Here is a 21,939-nt window from a genome sequence, read left to right as displayed (position 1 = left end):
CCCAAAAATGAGCTCAATGGACCAAAGAAAACAATAAAATTTAATTTATCATTCATCAATTACGAGAAAAGAAATTTTTCTATAAAAAGACAGAAAAAATAAAAACTTTGGAGATTAATTATATCATTTTAGGTCACAAAAACCCAGACCAGATTCTGCGTTTAGTGCATAGTCTAAATTACAGGGAAATATCTTTTTATATTCATATCGACAAAAAAGTCAAAATTGCTCCGTTCCAGCAGATGCTAAATGAATTTCCGAATGTCCATTTACTCGATTATAGCAAAAGAAAATCTATAATTTGGGGAGACTTTAGTATAGTAGAGGCGACTTTAAATGCCATGCAGCAAATAGTGGCTGACGGGAAAAATGGATATTGCGTTCTTCTAAGTGGTCAAGATTACCCTCTTAGAAACCCTGAATTTATAACCCAGACTTTAGATCAAAATCATGAAAAACATTATATTGACATCTTTCCTATGCCTGGAATTTGGGGAAGTTCAGGAACAGATAGAATTCGCAAATACAAAATAAACAAATCCTTAAAACGGGGGCACTTCACCCTATTACCCTCTATTTTTGATCAACATTTTTTCACTAAAGAAACGGCTGGGAAAATAAATTATTTAATAAAAACAAAGAAATTTCAGGAAATTAGAAGAATCTTCCAAAAGAGAAAATTCCCTTCATTCTTACTTCCACATGGTGGAAGTCAGTGGTGGGCATTTCCAACCGAAACTGTTACAAGAATTCTTGAATTTTTAAAAGATCATCCCGGGTATTGCAGGTATCATAAATATACTCTAATTCCGGATGAAATATTTTTTCACAGTATTCTGGCATATTTCTTTAAAGGGGATAACTTGAAAATCGCACCTTCTTTGACCTATGTAAATTGGGAAAAACCCACTGGACCTTTGCCAGCGACTTTTGAAAAAGATAATCTTAAGGAATTAACGGAAGCATCACAGTACAAACTATTCGCACGGAAATTTGATATTGAGCAGGATCAAGAAATCTTTGTCTTAATTGAAAAGGAATTAATTTTAAAGCGTTTCTAAACTCCTTTATTTCGTTTTTTTGATATTTCTAAAAGATAATTTCCTTTTTCTATATAAAAAGCAGAGCACACAGCAGCCTTAAAAAGAAAGACAGAGGTTATTCCCAACTCTTTACCTACAATTCCTATTACTTCTCTGGCTCGTGAGAAAACACCCATTTTTGCTAGATCATAATGAAGGTTCATGATGCCGTACACCAATTCCTTTTTGGTAAGAGGATCTATCTTTTTCTCAATATCGTAGAAAGTCAATATCCTATTTTCCAGCAGCTCTTCCTGGAAGTTCTTTTTACTCCTTGTCAATTGTTTTTGAATGGAATTTTCATGGATTCTTCGAAAAGTTAGTATTTCATCCAAATATTCCCCCTTTTCTGTCTTTAATAACATTTTAGAAAAGTAATTATAATCCTGCCAGGATTTCATGCGCTCATTCCATATAATTTTGTCTGCTATGTCCTTTTTTAGAAGGACATCGTAAGTATACCAATGGATTTTGAGTAAAATAAAATCTGAAGCTTTAATCCCATATTCCTTTTTCTCATAATAATAGGGCTCAAGCACCAGATTCTTATGAAAATTAGCTGTTCTACCAATAACAAAATCTACATCTGAAGCCTCTATAGCATTGACTTTTCTTTCAACATGATCAGCTGACATTAAATCGTCACTATCAAACCAAATAATATATTCACCTTTACTCTTTTCCAACCCAAAATTTCTACAGGAATTGGCCCCTTTGGGTCGATTGGCAGGTCTTAAATAAAAACTAATTCTTTCTTCCCGGTTGCAATACTGTTTTAAGACAGTATTAGTATCATCTTGTGAACCGTCATCAACAATAATGCATTCCCAATTATTATAAGTCTGTTTAATTACAGAATCTATGGTCGCACCAATTAAATGGGCTCTATTATATGTAGGGATTATGATGGATGTTTTCCGTTCCACTTATTGATAAGAAATAAAAAAAATCTTCTACTAAATTTCAGAACCTGAATATAAGCTTTTTCGCGAATGAAGTTTTTATGCATTGTAATAAAAAAACCCGGAGAAATCTTGTCTGAATAATAAACCACCTGCTCATAAAAGAGGAGCAATGGAACTCTTTGTTCTTTTTTGAATTTATGAAGATACTGTTCTACGATAAGGTTAAAATACATCCATTTCGTTTGCTGCTTTAGTGTTTCTTCGTAACCTCCTCTTGAAATATTTAATTCGGAAATCCGGAAAAAAGCAGTCGCATTATTTATGGTATAGATGGATCCAAATTCAGTAAAGTCCAACCATGCAAAGTTATCGGCACCCCACCCCAAAGGAAAGTCTCTAAATTTATTTTTGAGGTAAGCATCCTTTCTAAAGATTTGCTCAGAAAGACTGCCTCGGGAAAATTTTAAAAATTTTCTATAAAAAAAATCTGTAGAACTTTCTATTTTTGGATGCGTGAATAGGTTAGAAAGTTCACCGCCTGGTTCTCTCAGTACACGTGTGGCGAAACGCACAACTTTTATATCATAATTCTCTATTTCATCGAGGTGTTGATAAAACTCTTGAACATAATTATTACTTACGTAATCATCATCCCCTAAAATCATGATCCATCTTTCATCTGCAACCATTTCTATGCACCTCTCCCATTGACTGGTAAGAGATTTACCTCCTAAATTATGTTCGAATCGTTGGTAGGAAATGTTTATTAAATCCTCATAAAAAGATATTATATCCACAGGATTATCTGGTGACGCATCATCCCCAATATATACCCTAAATTCCTTATTCGTCTGGTTCGCCAGTGACTTCAAGGTTTGTTCAAAAAAAGAAATCTTATAAAAAGGAATGACAATAGCCAGCATACTTTAGGAATTAATAAGAGTATGATTTATGCTTTTCCATATTTGAGGACAAATTTTTTCCGGAGTATAGGGAGAAAAAAGTTCACAACTCTTATTTCCGTCCATTTCAACCTGATCGGGATTTTGAAAATAAAATTTGACTTTTTTTGCCATTGTTTCTGTATCCAGGTAAGGAATGATATACCCACCTCCCATTTTCAGCACTTCTGCAGTACCGCTTGCGCCTTCGAAACAAATAATTGGTTTACCCAACATTCCAATTTCAATGGCGACTAAAGGGAAAGGATCCTCTCTTGATGTCAGCAAAAAAACGTCAAACTCATTGAAGTATTGCCGTACATCCTCTTTCTCACCAACAAAAAAAACTGTATCTGTCAAACCAGCTTTTTCAAGATCACTCTCAATAATAATTTTTTGTTCTGAAGAAATGTTCCCAACCCAGACAAACCGGATTTTGGCTTCGGGCAAGTCTGTTTTTACCATTCGTGCTACCTGTATAAAAAGATCACTCCCTTTTCTCCAATAGGCCGTGCCTGCCCCTCCTACTATAAATTCTTCGGTTTTATTTCTTTTGCTTGGCGCTGCAAGTTTAGCACATTCGTATACGGTTGTTATGGAAGATTCTTCGACTTCATGATTCAGGACGAGGTTTTCCTTAACCAGATCTGAAGCTGTTATGAAATGATCTACATTTCTTGCATATTGTTTTAGATCTGGCAACCTCATTTTTATTGTTCTTTCCAATTCATGGATATGGGCGATGAGTTTAGTGGATTTACTACCTTTTCTAAATTTTTGGGCCAAAGGAATGCTGACTATTGTATTGGCATAAATTAGATCGAATTCTTCCTTAGAGATTTTTTTTACTAGAACATCTTCAAAACTTGCGGGAGCAAACCTGCCACCTGCCTTCCTCCGTAGCTTTTTAAAAATTCTCACCAATAAGGAATTTTTCGTCTTTGAAGCATGTGATAACTCAATGTACTCGTCAGAAATTCTTCTGAAATCCTCACTTAACCCGCCTTCTTTTAATGAAATTGTCCATATCTCTATATGAGGATGATTTTCCTTTAACCACTCGAGAAAGTAGAGCAGAACAAATGGAGCCCCCGTTCTGGTGGTTTCATGACATATAAAAAGGAGTTTTTTCATCAAAAGAATTATATTGTGAAACTACGAATTTTGTTTTTGCTTAATCCGATATGTCATTTCTTCTTCCCTGGTCTCCGAAGTTGTTCTTCTGGGTCAAAGCTTTAGGGATCCATTTTTGGTTTGGAATAATTTCGGAAAGTTCCTTAACAAACCTGAAATCTGCTGCTTTCCAGCAATCCCATGTGGCACTTCCTTTGTATTTCGAATGGAACATAAAACAGGCCGTATCCATCTGCTGAAGCTTTATGGTACGCTTTTTAAAATTTTCAGTAGAAGGAAATAATGCTCCGTTAGGAAACCTCGTAAACCAAAAAAATATAGTGTCTTCATCCCCTTTTCGAATAGCTTTAAAAATATCTTCCAAAACCTGGTTATTCGTCAGCATATCATCATCATCTAAAAAAAGTACCCAGCCTTCTTCCACTTTTGCCAGGAGTTCATTACAGTACAAATTGTAGGGCTTATATTCAAGATCTAAAGATTGTATTAATTCGGCAGCGACTGTCTGATTCGTCACCTTTATCTTTTCAATATCATCCCTCACCAAATAATCAAGATCTGCGACAGAATCATAACTCACTAAATGTCTAACTTTTTTATACGTCTGATTTTCAATTGACTCCCTGCATTTCGCAAAACCCCTTGGCCTTCCTGAAGTGCGGGTTAAGATGTTGATGACCGGCTTTTCTTTTACGTTCTTGTTCAGGAAAAGGCTTTTACATTTCTTAGGCGGCATTTCTCCTCTAGCCATTAGGCGTGAAAAGGATCTTCTGAATCCTTTTCTGAAGATATTTCCCCGGTTAGACGTTCTCCAGCTAGTTTGATAAGCCAGATACCAGAGGCCGGTGGATATATTCCATCTCAATAATTGCTTCGTAAGCTCAAGAAAGTATCTGGGGTGTTCTTTGTAGTGAATGGTATGCTCTACCGCCTCTACAAACAAATAATTTGTTGGAAAAGTATTTTCCCTTCTCAATTCATGCCAGGTCTCATACATGAACTCAAAAGTCTCTCTTTCTTTCCTGCTCCGGTCCACTTTTAGAATGGACTGAGTGGACTGCTCATGTAAACGCCGTTTTGTAAGATATTGATCGATGACCTTAGCATTTATTGTTCTGGAAGTTAACTTACTGAAGAAATTACGTTCCTGGGCAGATTTGAGACCTTCGTTGAATCTTAAATTTCTCAAAACATCCCTTCTGGCCATAAAATCTGGTGTCAACCAGTTTATGTTTTGAACTACGTAATTATGATGAGTGATATTAAAATCATCGAATTTGTAGTACTGCTTATTCTTACTGACAATGTCCTTAGGTTCAGGATCTTTAAAATTTGCAGTCTTTGATATCACAAAATCTACATCATGTTCTTCAATTGTCCTGACTTTAACTTCCAGGAATTGCGGAACCATTAGATCATCACTATCAAACCACTGATTGTATTTTCCTGTGCTTAGTTCGAATCCATAATTTCTGCAGGCATTGGCGCCTTTTCTTCTGGTTCTCGGTCTATGATAAAATTTAATGCGAGGATCCTTCGAGCAATAAAACCACATAAGCTCTCCAATATAATCTAAAGAACCGTCATCTACTACAATACATTCCCAATTGGTATAGGTCTGTGAACGGATAGAATCTAAAGTAGCTCCTAAAAGATCAGATCGGTTATATGTCGGTATAATAATGGAAACTAAAGGATTCAAAAAACTATAATATTAGAATCGTTGGATGCTAATATATCAAAAAGTCCTATCTCACAGATACTTTTGGCTACTGAATAAACTGCTCCATCAGGATTACATCCCGTAATAAAATTTTTCTTTGGATGTCCTTGTTTCTCTATTCCATAGGCACAGAGCTTCAAAAAATTATTTCTTACAAAAAAGGTTTTTATTGAGATTTCCCCAATTTCCAAAATATAAGATCACTGAATGAAAAATATATGACTGGCTTTTTCTACTTTTCCATCCTAATTAGAATTGTTGTATGCTAAAAAGAATTACCTCAAGTTATAGAATAAGGAAAATTCAAAGGAAAATTCTTAGGATTAGGTATAGAATAACTGGTGTGCATTGCCCGATATATGACAGCTATTTAAAAAATTCCGGACCGCAGGATTGATGCCTAGAGAAAATGAAGAATGCCAGAAATGTCGTAGCAGGGAAAGACATAGGCTACTCTACTTTTATTTAAAACAGGATAATTTTCTTTTTGCCGGAACCAATAAAAATTTTCTCCATTTTGCACCAGAGTATTGTTTATATCAGCAGTTTAAAAAATTAGAACAGATTAACTATACCCCCTGTGATCTGAACCCGCATTTCTACAGAAACCTAAAGACCCCAATTGTTCAAGCTGACATTACTGCTATTCCTTATGGGAACAATATGTTTGATTTTATAATGTGCAACCATGTCCTGGAACATATTGAGAACGATCAAAAAGCCTTGGCAGAGCTTTATCGGGTAATGAAACCTGGAGGAAGAGGCATATTTTTGGTGCCAATTGATGAAAGATTTGAAAAAACTTATGAAGATTTTACTATTACAGCTCCTACAGAGAGAGAAAGAGCATTTGGACAATCGGATCATGTTAGAATTTGCGGTAGAGATTATTTAGACCGATATAGAGAAGCCGGTTTTAAAGTTACTATTTCAGATTTCGGAAGAAATTTTTCTTCAAAAAAAAGATATAAATATGGAATCCTTCCCACCCAAAAGATATATTTATGTGAAAAAGAAGCACAAAAAATTACCTGAATTTTTCTGTGTAACTACATAATCCTAATAAAGTACATACTTCTTCAAACACTCTTTATTGGTGTCAACAATATCGTCAAGGGAGGGGTCTTTAAAATTTGCAGTCTTGACTTTAATTTCCAGAAATTCAGGAACCATCAGGTCATCACTATCAAACCACTGAATAAATTCTCCTTTGCTTTGTATAAAACCTCATAATTTCTACAAGCGTTGGCGTTTGTCGGTTTTTGATAAAACTTTATCCGTGAACCCTTCAAGCAATATAAACTTATAAGTTCTTAAGTATAATCTGTAGTACCGTCATCTACTAAGATGCATTCCCAATTGAGGTAGACTTGGGCTATGGCAGACTCTAAAGTCGCTCTTAAAAGATCAGAGCGATTGAAGTGGGGGATATAATTATAGAAATTAAACTTTCTGCCATTTGTTTACTGAAAATGGTTCAATATTATATCTATCTTCATTCGTTAGAAGAGAATATTTATTATAATGTTTAACAGGCGTATCTAATAACTGGCTCCATTTGTTAATAATTTTAAATTCTTCCTCACGAAAAGTATCATCAAGATAAATAGAAAACTTTTCGGATAAATTGTTTTTTAAAAATGGCACTGCTGAATATCTTCCAAAGGGCGAGATACCACCCCATGGGCCATCGATTAGAATTAGATCAAACTTCTCTTCCCTATTAAATGCATTCTCAATGTCCTTCGAACTATACCACTTTGTCTGATTTTTCCAAGACAATTCATTTTGAACATCAGTAATTGGTGAATGAACAATATTAATATGATCTAGCAGTTCATATTTACCAGCCCATTTTTCTATCTTTCCAATCCATCTTTCATCAGATTCCACAGTTAAAAATTGAACATTTTCAAGTTGATGTTCTTTTAGAAATTTAGCAATGTAAAATGTAGATGAACCTGCTCCAAACTCAATGACACTCTTTTTCTCATTTACTAACAGATCGTTCAAAACGTGAAGGATTGTACTCGGAGAAATTGACCAACTTGTCCATGGTATGAACTCGCCTCGGGAGAAAAGTTGTGAAATTTGGTGAAAATCAAATTGAATTTGTTGGTTCTGTTTCTGAATTTTCTCCTTCTGATCAAGGACGCTCAGATTTTGATATATTTGATCTAGGCGAGATTCAAAACGAGTAATTTTGTTTCTGATTTTTTTAATCATAGGAAAATATATCGAAATTCGTTAAAATCTTACTCTGGGAAGGCACCACTCCTGCCGCGTTGTCATAAAAGAACCCATCTGCCACTTCAAAACTAAAAGCGTTTTGAATCCAATCCGAAACTTCATTCCTTACTCTAATGTAAGTTGTGACATAGTAAATTCCCGAATTGAGATTACAGCGATCAATGCTGAACGTTAACCTATTCAAAACTTTATTTTCTTCATACTTCTTTAAGGTTGTGCTAAACCAGAGCAACCGCTGTCCCAAGTTATCATCTATTCTGAAGTCGAATTGAATGTCTGAAGTATTGTAACCTTTGGGATTGAGAAGATGATATTCAAAATTCAATTTTCTCCCAGTCCGGGGGACTTCATCAGGGTATTCACTAGATATCTGAACTGAGCCTAATTTAACTTCACCATTTCCCTGTCTATGGGGAAATTTTTCTAATGAATAATTGGTTTTGGTTTTTTGATTTTCGTTTAAATAAACTTCAATAATTTTTTCAACGTCACCTTCCTTTTTAATTCCTCCGTTGCTCAATAGCAGGGCTCTTGAACACAAAGCATTTACACTAGACATGTTATGACTCACAAAAAGTACAGTCCTACCTTCTCCGGAGGAAAGGTCTTGCATTTTCCCAATGGCTCTTTTTTGGAATTCCGCATCTCCCACGGCCAGAACCTCATCTACTACCAAAACTTCGGGATCGAGGTGAGCAGCCACCGCAAAGCCCAGCCGCACAGTCATTCCACTGCTGTAACGCTTTACCGGAGTATCGATGTACATCTCACAACCCGAAAATGCAATTATTTCATCTAATTTTTTTTTGATCTCAGCCTTTGTCATCCCCAGAACCGCACCGTTCATGAAAATATTTTCCCGCCCGGTGAGTTCCCCATGAAAACCTGTTCCTACTTCTAATAATGATGCTATTCTTCCCCTGGTCTTTATACTCCCGGTGGTGGGTGCAGTAACCCTGGAAAGCAGTTTTAAAAGCGTAGATTTACCTGCGCCGTTTTTCCCAATAATCCCTAAGACTTCCCCCTGTTTTACTTCAAAATTTATATCCCGCAGCGCCCAGACATAATCTTTGGTAGCTTTGGCGCTTCTATCGTTTACCCCTCCAATCTTTAAGAAAGGGTCTTCCTTCCCGCGAACATTATACCACCATCGCTTCAGGTCATCGCCGAGTGTACCTGTGCCGACACTTCCCAGGCGATAAAGTTTAGATATATTTTCGGCTTTTAAAATAATGCTCATTGGATGCAAATTAAGTTTTTGACACAGAAAATAAATTAAACTGTATCAATAAAGTTCTTTTCCGTTTTATTGAAAACAATAAGCCCAAACAAAAACATCACCACAGAAACTCCGAGTGTATATAAAAACCCGGCTGTGGTGAAGGTTCCGGTATCCAGAACCATATACCTGAAGCCTTCTATGATCTGTGCCAGCGGGTTATATTTTACCAGCCATACGAGATCCGGAACTTCTTTAGAGACTTCGCTCAAAGGATATGGTACGGCCGAAATATACATCAATAAAGTGGTTGCGAAACCTACAAGTACCGTTAGGTCCCTGTACTTCGTAGTTAAAGCAGAAATCGTCATTCCGGCACCCAAACCAAGCAAAGCCATCATCAGCACATAAATGGGAAACAAAAGCAAATTGGAATTGGGACTCAGTTCAAACCCATTAAACAAATAGTAACAATAAAAAATGATCAATATGAATAATTGAATACCAAACTTAAAAAGATTGGAAATGACCGTCTTCAAAGGCATTATTGCCCGGGGGAAATAAACTTTCCCAAAAATCCCTGCATTTGCCGTAAAAGTGCTCGAAGTACCGGTAAGGCACTGGCTGAAATAATTCCAGGCCGTGATCCCGGTTAAATTAAAAAGAAATGCAGGAACCTCACCAGTAGGAATATTTGCTATGTTATTAAAGACCAGCGTGAAAATCACTGAAGTAAATAGCGGCTGAATAAAATACCACAACGGCCCCAAGATCGTCTGTTTATATACGGTCACAATATCCCGCTTCACAAATAAAAACAACAAGTCGCGATAGCGCCATATCTCCTTAAAATTAAGGTCGATCAGCTTCCGCTTTGGGGTGATTTCGTAGAGCCAGTTGTCGTTGGGTTCAGTCAAGGGTAGTTTGTTGTTTTTTGGTAGGATTTTCCGATTACAGCCTTTCGTTTGCTGTTTTCCGTTTGCTGTCTCCGATGGGATTAGGACGATTATTTTTTGTACTATTCCAGTTCATAAGATTATTCGAAGTTACGAAGTACCTCCCTCCACTTCTTCTTCAATTTGCTTTTGCGAGTATCCTGCTGCCCATAGCCTTTCCCATACTGGCCATAACCATAGCCGTATCCATAACCGTAACCGTAGCCATAACCGTAACCGTATTTTGCACGGTGCACGAAATGGTTGAGCACGAAGCTTATATTTTTGATCTCGCCTTTGTTGTACTTTTCATTGATCACCTCCAGCATCCCGCGTTTGGTGTAATCCTGGCGGATGAGATATAATGTGGCATCGGCATATTTTATAAGGTTGAGTGCATCGGCAACCACTCCTACCGGCGGGGTATCCATGATAATATAATCATACCGCTCCTTAAGTTCATTCATGAGGGTTTCCATCTGCTCGTTCATGAGTAGCTCTGAAGGGTTTGGGGGAATAGGCCCGGCGGTGATCACATCAAGATGCGGCACCATACTCGGCTGAATGATATTTTCCAGTGACTCCTGCCCAATTAAATAGTTAACAACACCTACATCATTGTTGATCTTGAAATCATCAAAGATCTTTGGCTTCCTTAAATCGGCACCTATCAGCACGGTTTTCTTTTCACTCAGGGCAAATACTGTTGCCAGGTTCATGGCGCAAAAAGTTTTACCTTCCCCGGAAACTGAAGAGGTAATAAGAACTGTTTTAGAACCTTTAACCCCCTGCTTTTTATACATGAATTGCAGACTCGACCTCAACCCCCGAAACCCTTCGGCAATGGCTGACTTAGGTTTGTTAAAAACCGCAAGATTGGTATCCATACGACTCTTACCTATCATTCCCAGAATTGGAATAGGAGAAAGTCTGGTAACCTCCTGGGCATTGTGCACGTTAGTATTAAGGAAAACCAGCAGGAATACGAAGGTTAGCGGGATCATTCCGCCGACCATTAAAGCCATAACGTAATTTAGCTGCGTGTTGGGACCAATTTGTCCGCCTCCGGTATCTTTGGCAGTATCGATCACCATCACGTCACTCACGTTGGCTGCTTTAATAAGTCCGGCCTCACTGCGTTTTTCCAGGAACATGTTATAGGTGCGTTCGCTAATGGTATACTTTCTCTGGATCTTGAGCAGGTCCTGTTCTTCCTGAGGCAATTTTTTAATTTCTCCTTCTGCCAATGCTATGTCCCTGTTAATATCCCGTAGCTCAGATCTAAGAAGGCCTTGAGAAGATGCCATATTCTCCAGCAATACATCTTTAACAGCATTGATCTGCCGGTCTATATCCTTAAAAACCGGCGAATCCTCCTGTAAAGAATATTCGTACTTCCGTCTTTCTTCAGCAAGAGCTAAAATACGCCCCACACCTCTCACTATACTTCCTTCGTCAATTCCGGCTACCGAAGGTGCCGGAACATCTGAATAATCGCTGCGAGTTCGAAGATAGTCCTGCAGGGTTTCGTAATACGCCAGTTGCCGGGCAATATTTTCTTTCCGCACATCCAGGGCCGTGAGTTCTGAATTTAATTGACTACTTTCTGCAGAAATATCAAGGATAGAATTCTTATTTCTAAAATTATTTAATTCATCCTCCACTACCTGGAGCTCCAGTGCCTTCACGTTTAGCGAACTGTCAATGAACCTAATAGTTTTGGTCGCAAAGAGATTCTTCCGTTCCAACATGTTCTGACTCAGCACCCTCACAGTTCCGTTAAGGTAATCTACAATTTCGGCCTTGTTATCGCCTGTCATGGAAAGATTTAATACAGAAGCCCCCTGGTTCTGTGGATTTACAGACACTCCTCTGAACCGGCCAACAGTACCATCAAAATGCCGGAACTGCACATAAAATGGCTTATCAATTACGGGTGCAAGTTGGGTTGCCACCAGCTTACCATTGAAAAATGGTAAATTTATTGGCTCATTGAGCCTGTACTCCCTCTTGAACTCCCCGTCTTCTACCACTACGGTGGAATATTCTTTGGTAGCATAATTAAAAACGGAAGTGTTCCCACCTGAAAAATTAGTACTTAAGGTAAAAGTTTCCGGATCTTTAAAACGTATGGTAAAGGTTTTTCCCAATCCCTGATATGCTGCGGTATCGGCCACTACTTTGAAGGGGGTGAAGCCATACGCATTTACCCTTTGATACTCCCCGTCCTGCTGGTATCCAATATAATATTGTAGCCGCTCCACCACCTCCTCGTTATGCGAACGGGAACGAAGAATAGTCATGGCTGTATTTACTTTATCAGAAGTCCCTCCCCAGTTAAAAGTGAGACTGGTATTGCTGGTAAAAAAAGGATTCTGATCGTCCTTAATGGAAATGGAATTTCCCAGTTGATAAACAGGTAATTTTCTGACATTATTATAATATGCCACCCCCACGCTTATAGCTATGGAAAGTAAAATAAGCTGCCAGTAACTAAAAACCTTTAGTACAAAACCTTTAAAATCAAAGGTAGTACCTACGTCACTAATATGATCATCTTCATGTGCCATACATCACCGGGTAAAAATTAATATACTACTTATTACAAGTGCCAATACAGAAGCTGCAGTTTGGAAATTGGAAAGTCCAGTAGTCCCTATTCCCCACGCCTTCTGCGGAAGCGGATTAACTATAATCAGATCATTAGGCTGAATGTAATAATAGGGTGAACGCATTGCGTCAATAGTGGTAAGATCAATGTGATGTCTTTTCTCCCCTCCCGGATACTGTCTTACGATCACCACATCTGTCCTATCTCCAAACTCCGTAATATCTCCCGCATTGGCAATGGCTTCCATTATGGTCACCTGCTCCTTATAGATCACCTGGCTCCCCGAACCTATTTCTCCAATTGTGGTATATCTTATTCCTGCCAGCTTTACCGTAACAAATATATTTGCCTGCTCTTTAAAATAATCTTCTAAAAGGGCTTTTTCGATCTTCTCTCTCACTTCCTCTACGGTATAACCCAAAACATTCACCTCCCCCAGGGTCGGTACCCGAATATTACCGTGGGCATCTACAAGAAAACCATCAAAGTATAAACTTTCTTCTCTGGTAGCATTAAGATTTTCATCCCCTATAGGATTAAACATGCCCACAGCATCCTGATCAATAGCTTTAACCCTGATACTCAGCAGATCATTTACCTGAATCCTATATGGCTTTTGGATCCGCTCCACTTTAATAATACTATCTGTCTTCACACCATCCTCCTGCAGGTACATCAACCTTTTGGTGGGAACACAGGAAGAAACAAAAGATATAACACTAACAATAACAATTAAATGCCTGATACTCATTTGGGATAAATAGGTAAAGACAAATATAGGTGTTGAATGTTAATAATAAAATAAATGGAGGTTTAGTTTGTTAAATGAAGTTAAATGCGGGTTGTTCCTGTAGCCGGTTGCCGGTTGTCAGTTTCCGGTTGCCAGTTTCTAGTTGCAAGTTGCAAGTTGAGGGTTACGGGTTCCGAGTTATACCTGTGGTTCCTCAGGTGCCATCCCGACAGAGCAATTACTTTCGGCAGAAAGGAGATGCGACGAGGGATCTCATCATGAGAGCGAGGAGTTAAGTTTTCAGTAATGCTGAGGCAGATTTCTCAGTCGCTCAAAAGTCTTCGAAATGACTTTAGTTACCGGTAGACTGGTCACTAAACAGAAAAAAGTCTTGATTCTTGACTCTTGTCTCTTGGTTCTAAAAAGAGAAACTGCCAACATAAAAACTGTGCACTGCTTACTGAAAATCTGGCTCTCAAAAAAGACTGATCACCGAACACTGAAAATTAAAAAATCCTGGTTCTTGATTCTTGTCTCTTGGTTCTAAAAATTAAACTGCCCACTAAAACACTGCCTACTGCCCACTTGATTTAGTAACAGGCTCTCCTTCTTCTTTCGTTCAATCCGGGACCACCAATTTTAAAGATAAGGCTAACAATCACCTGATTAAGTCGGGCATCATTAAAATAAGCTCTGTTAGCTCCTCCCTGATTGCCCCCATATTCAGTATTAACAAAATCCAGTTCCTGTCTTTCTGCATCAGACAATGAATGTTCGTATCGCACATCCAAACCAAAACGACCAAATTCCACCTTAGCTCCTATTTGGGCATTTATCGGGGTATTCTGCACTACAATTAGATCATTTAATTCCTCATCGGGAATTTGAGCATCCAAAACATTGGAATACACCGGGCCGGCATAAACATCCAACGGACCGTAGATATTGTACCCCACCATCAAAGGAATAGTAAAGGTCTGAACATTAAAGTCGGTATTCTCTTCCCTTTTCGGAATAGCAAATTCCTGGGTTAAAGAACTGTAAACCACCTCTGGTCGGATAAAGAACTTCCCAAAGTTGACCTGTCCGAAAACTCCCCCATGAAATCCAAGAGCTCCTTCCCCTTCTGCAATTCCGTCCCAATATGTTGTATTTGAATCATTCCCCTGGATCTCTCCGCCCATAGAGTAGTTAATTCCGCCTTTAAGGCCATATTCAAAAGTGGTTTGGGAAAAGCCGGTATAAGTAGTGGCAAATATGAACAGGAGGGCAAAAAAATATTTTCTCATGAGAATTGGATATGGAGTACAAGTTTACAAATAAAATAAAATAAGGTGATATGTCAATTATTTCTTTTCAATATTAAATCAACAGCTGTTAATTAATAACGTTTAAACTCTTTATTTGTTATAAGGCAGTATTAAGAGGGAAGAAGAAACATTTACTACTGCTTTTTAACTTTTTCATAAACCATTTCAATTCCTTCTCTCAAAGATATGCTTGCATACCATCCAAAACTATGGACCAAAGAAACATCGAGGAGTTTTCTGGGAGTACCGTCTGGTTTGGAGTGGTCATAAATGATCTTGCCTTTATAACCTGTTATCTCCGCTATTAAAGCAGCTAAATCCTTAATTGCTATGTCTTCTCCCGTGCCAATGTTAAGGCTAATATTCCCATTATAAGTATTCATAAGGTGGATACAGGCTGTGGCGAGATCATCCACATGCAGGAATTCCCTGCGGGGTTCGCCGCTACCCCAAACCACTACTTCTTCGGCACCTGTGATCTTTGCCTCATGGAACTTCCGCAGCAATGCCGGAAGCACGTGAGAGGTCTCAGGATCAAAATTGTCATTGGGCCCGTATAGATTTGTGGGCATTACCGAAATGAAGTTGCAGCCGTACTGCCGGTTGTAATTTTCACACATCTTCACCCCCGCGATTTTGGCAATTGCATAAGGTTCATTGGTAGGTTCCAGCTCTCCCGTGAGCAGGTATTCTTCCTTGATGGGTTGCGGAGCCATTTTAGGATATATACAGGAGGAAGCTAAAAACAGCAGCTTTTTCACCCCGTGAACATAGCTTTGGTGGATCAGGTTGCTCTGGATCATTAGGTTCTCATATAGGAACTGGGCCCTGTAGGTATCATTTGCAGCTATACCACCAACTTTGGCAGCTGCCATAAACACATATTCCGGCTTTTCTACCTCAAAGAAATCTACAACAGCCTCCTGTTTCGTAAGATCAAGTTCTGCAGAGGTACGAAAAATGACATTTTTATATCCTTCCTGTTCCAGCTTTCTCATTAGGGCCGAACCCACCATTCCGGTATGCCCCACCACGTATATTTTTGATTCTTTCTCCACTGTTTATTCTGCTGCTTTATTTTCTTATTAATTTAGGCTCAAAAATTTAAAAATCTGTTAGCTGTTTGCCTTTAGTCCCTGGCCTTAAAGAATTCCAAAACATTTCTGACTCTTCAAGCTGTTATATTTTGGCTAACATAGCAAATCTTAATTTTATCATCAACAATTTAGTTTTAAAGGGTTTTAAGTTGTGGATATTAGCTGGCGGTTTAAATATTGTTAGAGCTTGAAATTATACCGTCGCAGGTGAGCTGCAGGTACCGCTCCTCCCGAGCTGCTTTAGAAATCTACTTCAGAATATTTTGGAATAGGTTTCATCATGGCGAGGATCTGTGATCCGTGTCGAGCCTTCCAAACTGATACGAATCCAACTCTCTGTCGCTCCTCTGGAGCTCATTTCTATTCAGCACTTTTTTCTATAAATATTTCGCTCCTCCGGAGCTGCTTTAGAATTAATTATATAGCTATTGGCCTTTAGCTTTTAAACCTTTGGCTATTTTTCACAAACTCTCTGCACTTCCTCCCTTTTGTCCCGATAGCCATCGATAGGGAAAAGGAAGCGCCATATTACCCTGTCATTCAGATCGAAGTTTTTGCGGAGCGAAGAATCCCTCGTTCCCACCAGAGATTCCTCCTACGTCGGAATGACATTTTTCACAATATTTGCGCTTCTCTCCCTTTAGGGTGTTAAAAAGAAATAGACAGTTGTAACTTCACTGTTATTCAGAGCGAAGCTTTTGAGGAGCGAAGAATCTTTCATTTCCACCAGAGATTCCTCTTACGTCGGAATGACATTTTCCATAAAAGAGCTATTAACTCTTAACCGTTAGCCGTTGGCTGTTTTCCCCAATCCACCTGCGCTTCTCTCCTTTTAGGGCGGGGAAAAGAAGCGCCGGTTGAATCCATACTGTCATTCAGAGCGAAGCTTTCGCGGAGCGAAGAATCTCTCGTTCCCACAAGAGATTTCTCCTTCGTCGGAATGACAATTTTCTTCAAAAAACTTTGGCTGTTAGCTCTTGGCTTTTGATTATATTCTCAAAACACATGTGATTCCCTCCCTTTAGGGTGGCGAAAAGAAATCGCCAGTTGTGACTCCACTGTCATTCAGAGCGAAGCTTTTGCGGAGCGAAGAATCTCTCGTTCCCACCAGAGATTCCTCCTGCCGTCGGAATGACATATGGAGGCTATCAACTTTTATCTATAGGCCTTTGGCTATTTTTTTTTAAGATTTGTGATTCCCAAGTTTTAACGAGAGACTAAAGGAAACGCTGGAATTTGTTGCTTAAAATTTGGAATTTGCTCCCGGCTAATTGGTCATTGTTAATTGGTCATTGAAAAAACTTACTTTTGCAAAAAATAACTGCGTGAATTATTTATCTGTTGAAAATGTAGCCAAGGCTTACGGGGAAAGAGAACTGTTCTCAAATATCTCTTTTGGGATCAATGAAGGGGACAAGGTGGGATTTGTAGCCAAGAACGGAACGGGGAAAACTTCCCTGCTAAACATCCTTTCGGGCGCCGATACTCCCGATGCGGGAAATGTGGTCTATCGCAAAGACATTACCACTGCCTTTCTTCCGCAGGAACCAAACCTGGATCCAAAGCTTACGGTAGAGCAAACCATCTTTGCTTCAGATAATGAGATCCTGAAAGTGATCGAGCGCTACGAAAAGGCCCTGGAAAATCCGGAAGATTCTGAAGCTTACCAAAAAGCTTTTGAGCAAATGGAAGCGCATCAGGCCTGGGATTTTGAATCCACTTATAAGCAAATTCTTTTCAAGCTTAACCTGGAAGACCTGCATGCCAAGGTAGGAAGCCTTAGCGGTGGACAAAAGAAACGTCTTGCCCTGGCTTCAATGATCCTCAATAAGCCCGACCTCATTATCATGGATGAACCTACTAACCACCTGGATCTGGACATGATCGAGTGGCTGGAGGAATTTTTCCGCAAGGAGAATTTTACCATTTTTATGGTTACTCACGACCGGTATTTTCTGGAGAGGGTATGTAATGAGATCGTAGAACTGGAGGACGGGAACCTTTATACCTATAAAGGAAACTACTCCTACTATCTTGACAAAAAAGAGGACAGGATCACCACAGAGCAAACCAATACAGATAAGGCAAAGCAGCTTTTTAAAAAGGAACTCGACTGGATGCGCCGCCAGCCCAAAGCCAGGACCACAAAATCCAAATCACGTATTGAGGATTTCCACGAGATCAAAGACAGGGCCTCCAAACGCCGCAATGACCACCAGGTCCAACTGGAGATCAATATGGAGCGGCTGGGGAATAAGATCGTGGAGTTCCATAATGTGTCTAAAAGTTTTGGAAACCTTGAGTTGCTTGACAAATTCAACTATAACTTCCAGCCGGGGGATCGTATTGGGATCATCGGGAAAAACGGTACCGGTAAATCCACTTTTTTGAACATCCTCACCGGAGGACTTGAACCCGATTCAGGCAAGATCACTATCGGAGAAACCATTAAGTTCGGATATTATACTCAGCGGGGAATTGAGGTGAAAGAAGGACAAAAAGTTATTGATGTGATACGAGAGTTCGGGGATTATATTCCGCTGAAGAAAGGTCGACAGATCTCTGCACAGCAATTACTGGAGCGCTTTCTTTTTGACCGGAAGAAGCAGTACGATTACGTAGAGAAGCTAAGTGGGGGTGAAAAGAAACGCTTGTACCTGTGTACAGTTTTGATCCAGAACCCAAACTTCCTTATCCTGGATGAGCCTACCAACGACCTGGACATTGTTACCCTGAATGTGCTTGAGAACTTCCTGCTCGATTTTCCCGGTTGTCTCGTAGTGGTTTCCCACGACAGGTATTTCATGGACAAGATCGTGGATCATTTGTTTGTTTTTAAAGGAAAAGCCGAGATCGAAGATTTCCCCGGAAATTACACCGATTATAGAGAATACGAAGCCAGTACTGAAGCTGCTCCTGCTGAAAAGACAGAAACTTCTACCGATAAAAAATCATGGAAGAAGGAAAGCAACACCTCCGCCGGCCTCAACTATAACGAGCAGAAGGAGTACAACAAACTGGAAAAGGAGATCCATAACCTGGAAAAGAAAAAGGAAGAAGTCCAGAAGAAATTCCTGCAGGACCTGAGCCCGGAAGAGATCGAAAAATCTTCTGTGGAATTAAGCAGGATCGAAGACGAGATTGAAAAGAAAACTGAGAGGTGGTTTGAATTGGGAGCGAAGATGGAAAGTTAAGAAAATCCTTTCAGCGGTTTTTTAAAGCTGGAAGAGGTTGTCGATTTCTACCCGCTTTCCGGGCCCTAAGCCGCGGAAAGGGGTGGTTACCACAGACACCCAACCTTTAAAACGGTTTTAAACCCCGGAAGAGGTTGTTTTGCCGGCCATCTTCTTTCCGGATTTGGAGCCGTAGAAAGATTGCAGAACAAGCCGTGGAAAGGGGTGACCGATTGCCAACCCTTTCAGCGGTTTTTTTACCCTGAAAGTGGTTAGTTTAATAATTTTTATCTTTAATTTCTTTCCTCAAAATTAAAAAATTGCAGATCGAACCTATAGAACCGGGAAACTTCTACCACATCTACAACCGTGGGAACAACGGTTCTAAGATCTTTTTTGAAGATGAGAATTACCAACATTTTCTACGACTCTATAAAAAGTATATTCCTCCAATAGCGGATACCTTTGCCTGGTGCCTAATGCAGAATCATTTTCATGTACTTATTTATCTCAAAACTGACGATGAAATTAAGAAGGAGGACTATTTATTCTCTCCGGGTAAAGAACCAAAGAAACCAGATGCCTCCAGACAGCTCGGTCATTTATTTAATGCATATGCTCAGGCCATAAACAAAAATTATGGCAGAACTGGAAGTCTGATGGAAAAGCCATTTGAAAGAAAAAGGATCACGTCTGAAGAATATTTTAAACAAGTAATTTTTTACATCCATAATAATCCCGTGCATCATAAGGTTGTTCAAAGAATTAGAGAATATCCCTGGTCCTCCTATAATGTTATTATATCCAAAAGTCCAACTATTTTAAAGCGGAAAGAAGTTATTCAAATGTTTGGCGACATAGAAAATTTTAAAGCTTACCATGAGAGAAATGAGAAGAGGGATTTGTTTTAAACCCGCTTTCGGGGCTCCAAGCCGCCGAAAGGGGTGATCGATTGCCTAACCCTTTCGGCAGTTTTTTTACCCTTAAAGCAATAGATTTTGCCCGATTTCCGAACACTTAATCCTGGAACAGGCATTGTTTGCCTTACATTTGCCGTCAAGACAGAGAATGAAATGACCGTCTAAATCCGATTTCGAATCATTGCCCTATTGATTATTGTTAATTGTTAATTGCCAATTGTTCACTTTTCTCGCCTACATAAAATTCCTCCTCCGCTCCAGCAATCAGCATGGGGTGCATTCACCTTTTGTTTACAACCTGGTAACTAAATGCTTCTATGACCGGAAGAAACATCCCTCTTACTCAATTCTAAAGCAATACCGAAAATCTCTGTTAAAAGATAAAAGGACTATTAAGGTTAAAGACTTTGGTGCCAAAAGCAGGGTTTTTAAATCTGATAAAAGGGAGGTGTCAAAAATGGCAAAAATTGCAGGCATATCCCCCAAACGCGCCCGACTATTAAATCGGCTGGTACGATATTTAGAAGTAGATAATGCTCTGGAACTCGGGACTTCTCTTGGGTTGGGAACAGCTGCTATGGCAGCGGGAAATGCTATAAGGATCACTACTCTTGAAGGTTGCCCTGAGACAGCGGCGGTAGCAAGGGAGAAATTCAAAACTTTTGAATTTAAAGATATTGAGCTTAAGATTGACAGATTTGAGAAATTTTTAGTGGACAGTGGTCAGTGGTCAGTGGTGAGACCAAACTCTCAACTGACAACTGATAACAGATTAGCCTATGGCGCGGATTTTCAATCCGTGACGAACAGAAATTCTAAATTCCAAATTCCTAATTCCAAAAAAAAACAACCGACAACCGACAGCCCACAACCCTCAACTCCAATTTCAATACTCAATACTAAATACTCACTACTCTTCATCGACGGCAATCACCAAAAAGAAGCCACTTTAGCATATTTTGAAAAGCTACTTCCCACTGTCCACAATGACAGCGTCATGATCTTTGACGATATCCACTGGTCTAAAGGAATGGAAGAAGCCTGGGAAATAATTAAGCAGCATTCAGAAGTTAGGGTAACTATTGACACTTTTCAATGGGGACTGGTCTTTTTCAGGAGAGAACAGGAGAAAGAGCATTTTGTGATAAGAGTGTGAGTTAGTAGGCAGTGCGCAGGTGTTTAGTTGGCAGTTGACCACATTGTAATTCAGAGCGAAGCTTTTGCGAAGCGAAGAATCTCGCGTCTACAAATGAGATTCCTCCTATCGTCGGAATCACATTTTCCATAAAACAACTTTTTACTTTTAGCTATTTTAAAAGGATATCAGTGCTTTCCTCCCTTTAGGGAGGGAAAAAGGAAGCACAATTTTGTCTCCACTATCATTCAAATCTAAACTTTTGCAGAGCAAAGAATCTTTTGTTTCCACATGAGATTCCTCCTGGCGTCGGAATGACATTTTCCATAAAACAACTTTTGGCTTTTAGCTGTTTTAAAGGATATCAGCGCTTCCCACCCTTTAGGGAGGGGAAAAGGAAGCACTAACTTTGAATCTCTATCATTCAAAGCCAAAGTTTTACGGAGCGAAGAATCTCTCGTCTACAAATGAGATTCCTCCTAACGTCGGAATGACATTTTACTTAAAACAGCTGTTAGCCATTTGCTGTTGGTTTTTAGGATAATCTCCAAACCCTCTGCGCTTCCCACCCTTTAGGGAGGGGAAAAGGAAGCGCTAACTTGGAATCCCTGTCATTCAGAGCGAAGCTTTAGCGGAGCGAAGAATCTCTCGTCTACAAATGAGATTCCTCCTATCGCCGGAATGACATTTTTCCTGAAAGAGCTTTTAGCCTTTAACTCTTTGGCTATTTTCTGAAAGTCCCGGAATATAGAATTTCCAAAGGATCAAAATTCC

At 39.2% G+C, this 21,939-nt stretch carries 17 protein-coding genes; 5 read left to right on the top strand and 12 right to left on the bottom strand.

Features of this window, described 5'->3' with window-relative positions; translation table 11 throughout:
- The first annotated feature begins 107 nt into the window (after positions 1–107).
- Entirely contained in the window at positions 108–1,061 is a 954-nt protein-coding gene (locus OU683_RS11880; protein WP_268138559.1) for a beta-1,6-N-acetylglucosaminyltransferase, read from the top strand.
- Here the strand turns inward: OU683_RS11880 and OU683_RS11875 are convergent.
- The 4 genes from OU683_RS11875 to OU683_RS11860 are packed head-to-tail and all read right to left on the bottom strand — an operon-like array spanning position 1,058 to position 5,764.
- Positions 1,058–2,008, bottom strand: a complete 951-nt coding sequence (locus OU683_RS11875) for a glycosyltransferase family 2 protein (protein ID WP_268138557.1) — start codon at positions 2,006–2,008, stop codon at positions 1,058–1,060. The two genes, OU683_RS11880 and OU683_RS11875, sit on opposite strands and share 4 nt — an antisense overlap.
- Positions 1,984–2,910, bottom strand: coding sequence for a glycosyltransferase family 2 protein (locus OU683_RS11870; protein WP_268138555.1), 927 nt, complete (start codon positions 2,908–2,910; stop codon positions 1,984–1,986). The genes OU683_RS11875 and OU683_RS11870 overlap by 25 nt, the downstream gene beginning before the upstream one ends.
- Before the next feature lie 3 nt (positions 2,911–2,913).
- Positions 2,914–4,062, bottom strand: coding sequence for a glycosyltransferase family 4 protein (locus tag OU683_RS11865; protein ID WP_268138553.1), 1,149 nt, complete (start codon positions 4,060–4,062; stop codon positions 2,914–2,916).
- 40 nt (positions 4,063–4,102) lie between these two features.
- Positions 4,103–5,764 (bottom strand): glycosyltransferase family 2 protein, encoded by a 1,662-nt coding sequence (locus OU683_RS11860; RefSeq protein WP_268138551.1) that lies wholly within the window; start codon positions 5,762–5,764, stop codon positions 4,103–4,105.
- A gap of 417 nt (positions 5,765–6,181) precedes the next feature.
- Between OU683_RS11860 and OU683_RS11855 the strand changes: the two genes are divergently transcribed.
- Positions 6,182–6,820 carry a class I SAM-dependent methyltransferase gene (locus OU683_RS11855; protein ID WP_268138718.1) on the top strand — a complete coding sequence of 213 codons (639 nt, stop codon included), beginning with the start codon at positions 6,182–6,184 and terminating at the stop codon, positions 6,818–6,820.
- Between the two features lie 278 nt (positions 6,821–7,098).
- On the opposite strand, the gene OU683_RS16585 is transcribed toward OU683_RS11855, so the two are convergent.
- The 8 genes from OU683_RS16585 to OU683_RS11820 form a co-directional block, all read right to left on the bottom strand.
- A complete protein-coding gene (locus tag OU683_RS16585) occupies positions 7,099–7,215 on the bottom strand; it encodes a glycosyltransferase (RefSeq protein ID WP_442800853.1) in 117 nt (38 codons plus the stop codon).
- A 13-nt stretch (positions 7,216–7,228) separates the two neighbouring features.
- Positions 7,229–8,011 carry an O-methyltransferase gene (locus tag OU683_RS11850; protein ID WP_268138549.1) on the bottom strand — a complete coding sequence of 261 codons (783 nt, stop codon included), beginning with the start codon at positions 8,009–8,011 and terminating at the stop codon, positions 7,229–7,231.
- Positions 8,004–9,275, bottom strand: coding sequence for an ABC transporter ATP-binding protein (locus tag OU683_RS11845; protein WP_268138547.1), 1,272 nt, complete (start codon positions 9,273–9,275; stop codon positions 8,004–8,006). The genes OU683_RS11850 and OU683_RS11845 overlap by 8 nt, the downstream gene beginning before the upstream one ends.
- Before the next feature lie 35 nt (positions 9,276–9,310).
- Positions 9,311–10,171, bottom strand: a complete 861-nt coding sequence (locus OU683_RS11840) for an ABC transporter permease (RefSeq protein ID WP_268138545.1) — start codon at positions 10,169–10,171, stop codon at positions 9,311–9,313.
- A 119-nt stretch (positions 10,172–10,290) separates the two neighbouring features.
- The gene (locus OU683_RS11835) at positions 10,291–12,759 is read right to left on the bottom strand and encodes an exopolysaccharide transport family protein (RefSeq protein WP_268138543.1); all 2,469 of its coding nucleotides are present in this window, start codon (positions 12,757–12,759) and stop codon (positions 10,291–10,293) included.
- Positions 12,760–12,762: 3 nt separating this feature from the next.
- The gene (locus OU683_RS11830) at positions 12,763–13,551 is read right to left on the bottom strand and encodes a polysaccharide biosynthesis/export family protein (protein WP_268138541.1); all 789 of its coding nucleotides are present in this window, start codon (positions 13,549–13,551) and stop codon (positions 12,763–12,765) included.
- Positions 13,552–14,120: 569 nt separating this feature from the next.
- Complete coding sequence (locus OU683_RS11825) at positions 14,121–14,819, bottom strand: outer membrane beta-barrel protein (protein WP_268138539.1); 699 nt, start codon at positions 14,817–14,819, stop codon at positions 14,121–14,123.
- 155 nt (positions 14,820–14,974) lie between these two features.
- Positions 14,975–15,898: a GDP-L-fucose synthase family protein gene (locus tag OU683_RS11820; RefSeq protein ID WP_268138537.1), complete on the bottom strand. Its 924-nt coding sequence runs from the start codon at positions 15,896–15,898 to the stop codon at positions 14,975–14,977.
- A gap of 1,364 nt (positions 15,899–17,262) precedes the next feature.
- On the opposite strand from OU683_RS11820, the gene OU683_RS11815 reads away from it, so the two are divergent.
- The 3 genes from OU683_RS11815 to OU683_RS11805 all read left to right on the top strand — a co-directional run bounded on the left by OU683_RS11815 (position 17,263) and on the right by OU683_RS11805 (position 21,186).
- The gene (locus tag OU683_RS11815; protein WP_268138534.1) at positions 17,263–19,131 is read left to right on the top strand and encodes an ABC-F family ATP-binding cassette domain-containing protein; all 1,869 of its coding nucleotides are present in this window, start codon (positions 17,263–17,265) and stop codon (positions 19,129–19,131) included.
- Between the two features lie 299 nt (positions 19,132–19,430).
- Positions 19,431–20,021, top strand: coding sequence for a hypothetical protein (locus OU683_RS11810; protein WP_268138532.1), 591 nt, complete (start codon positions 19,431–19,433; stop codon positions 20,019–20,021).
- A 226-nt stretch (positions 20,022–20,247) separates the two neighbouring features.
- Positions 20,248–21,186, top strand: coding sequence for an O-methyltransferase (locus tag OU683_RS11805; protein ID WP_268138530.1), 939 nt, complete (start codon positions 20,248–20,250; stop codon positions 21,184–21,186).
- The last annotated feature ends 753 nt before the right edge of the window (positions 21,187–21,939 follow it).

The sequence above is a fragment of the Salinimicrobium sp. TH3 genome (assembly GCF_026676115.1).
Lineage (GTDB): Bacteria > Bacteroidota > Bacteroidia > Flavobacteriales > Flavobacteriaceae > Salinimicrobium.
This window is presented reverse-complemented; position numbering and strand designations above follow the sequence as displayed.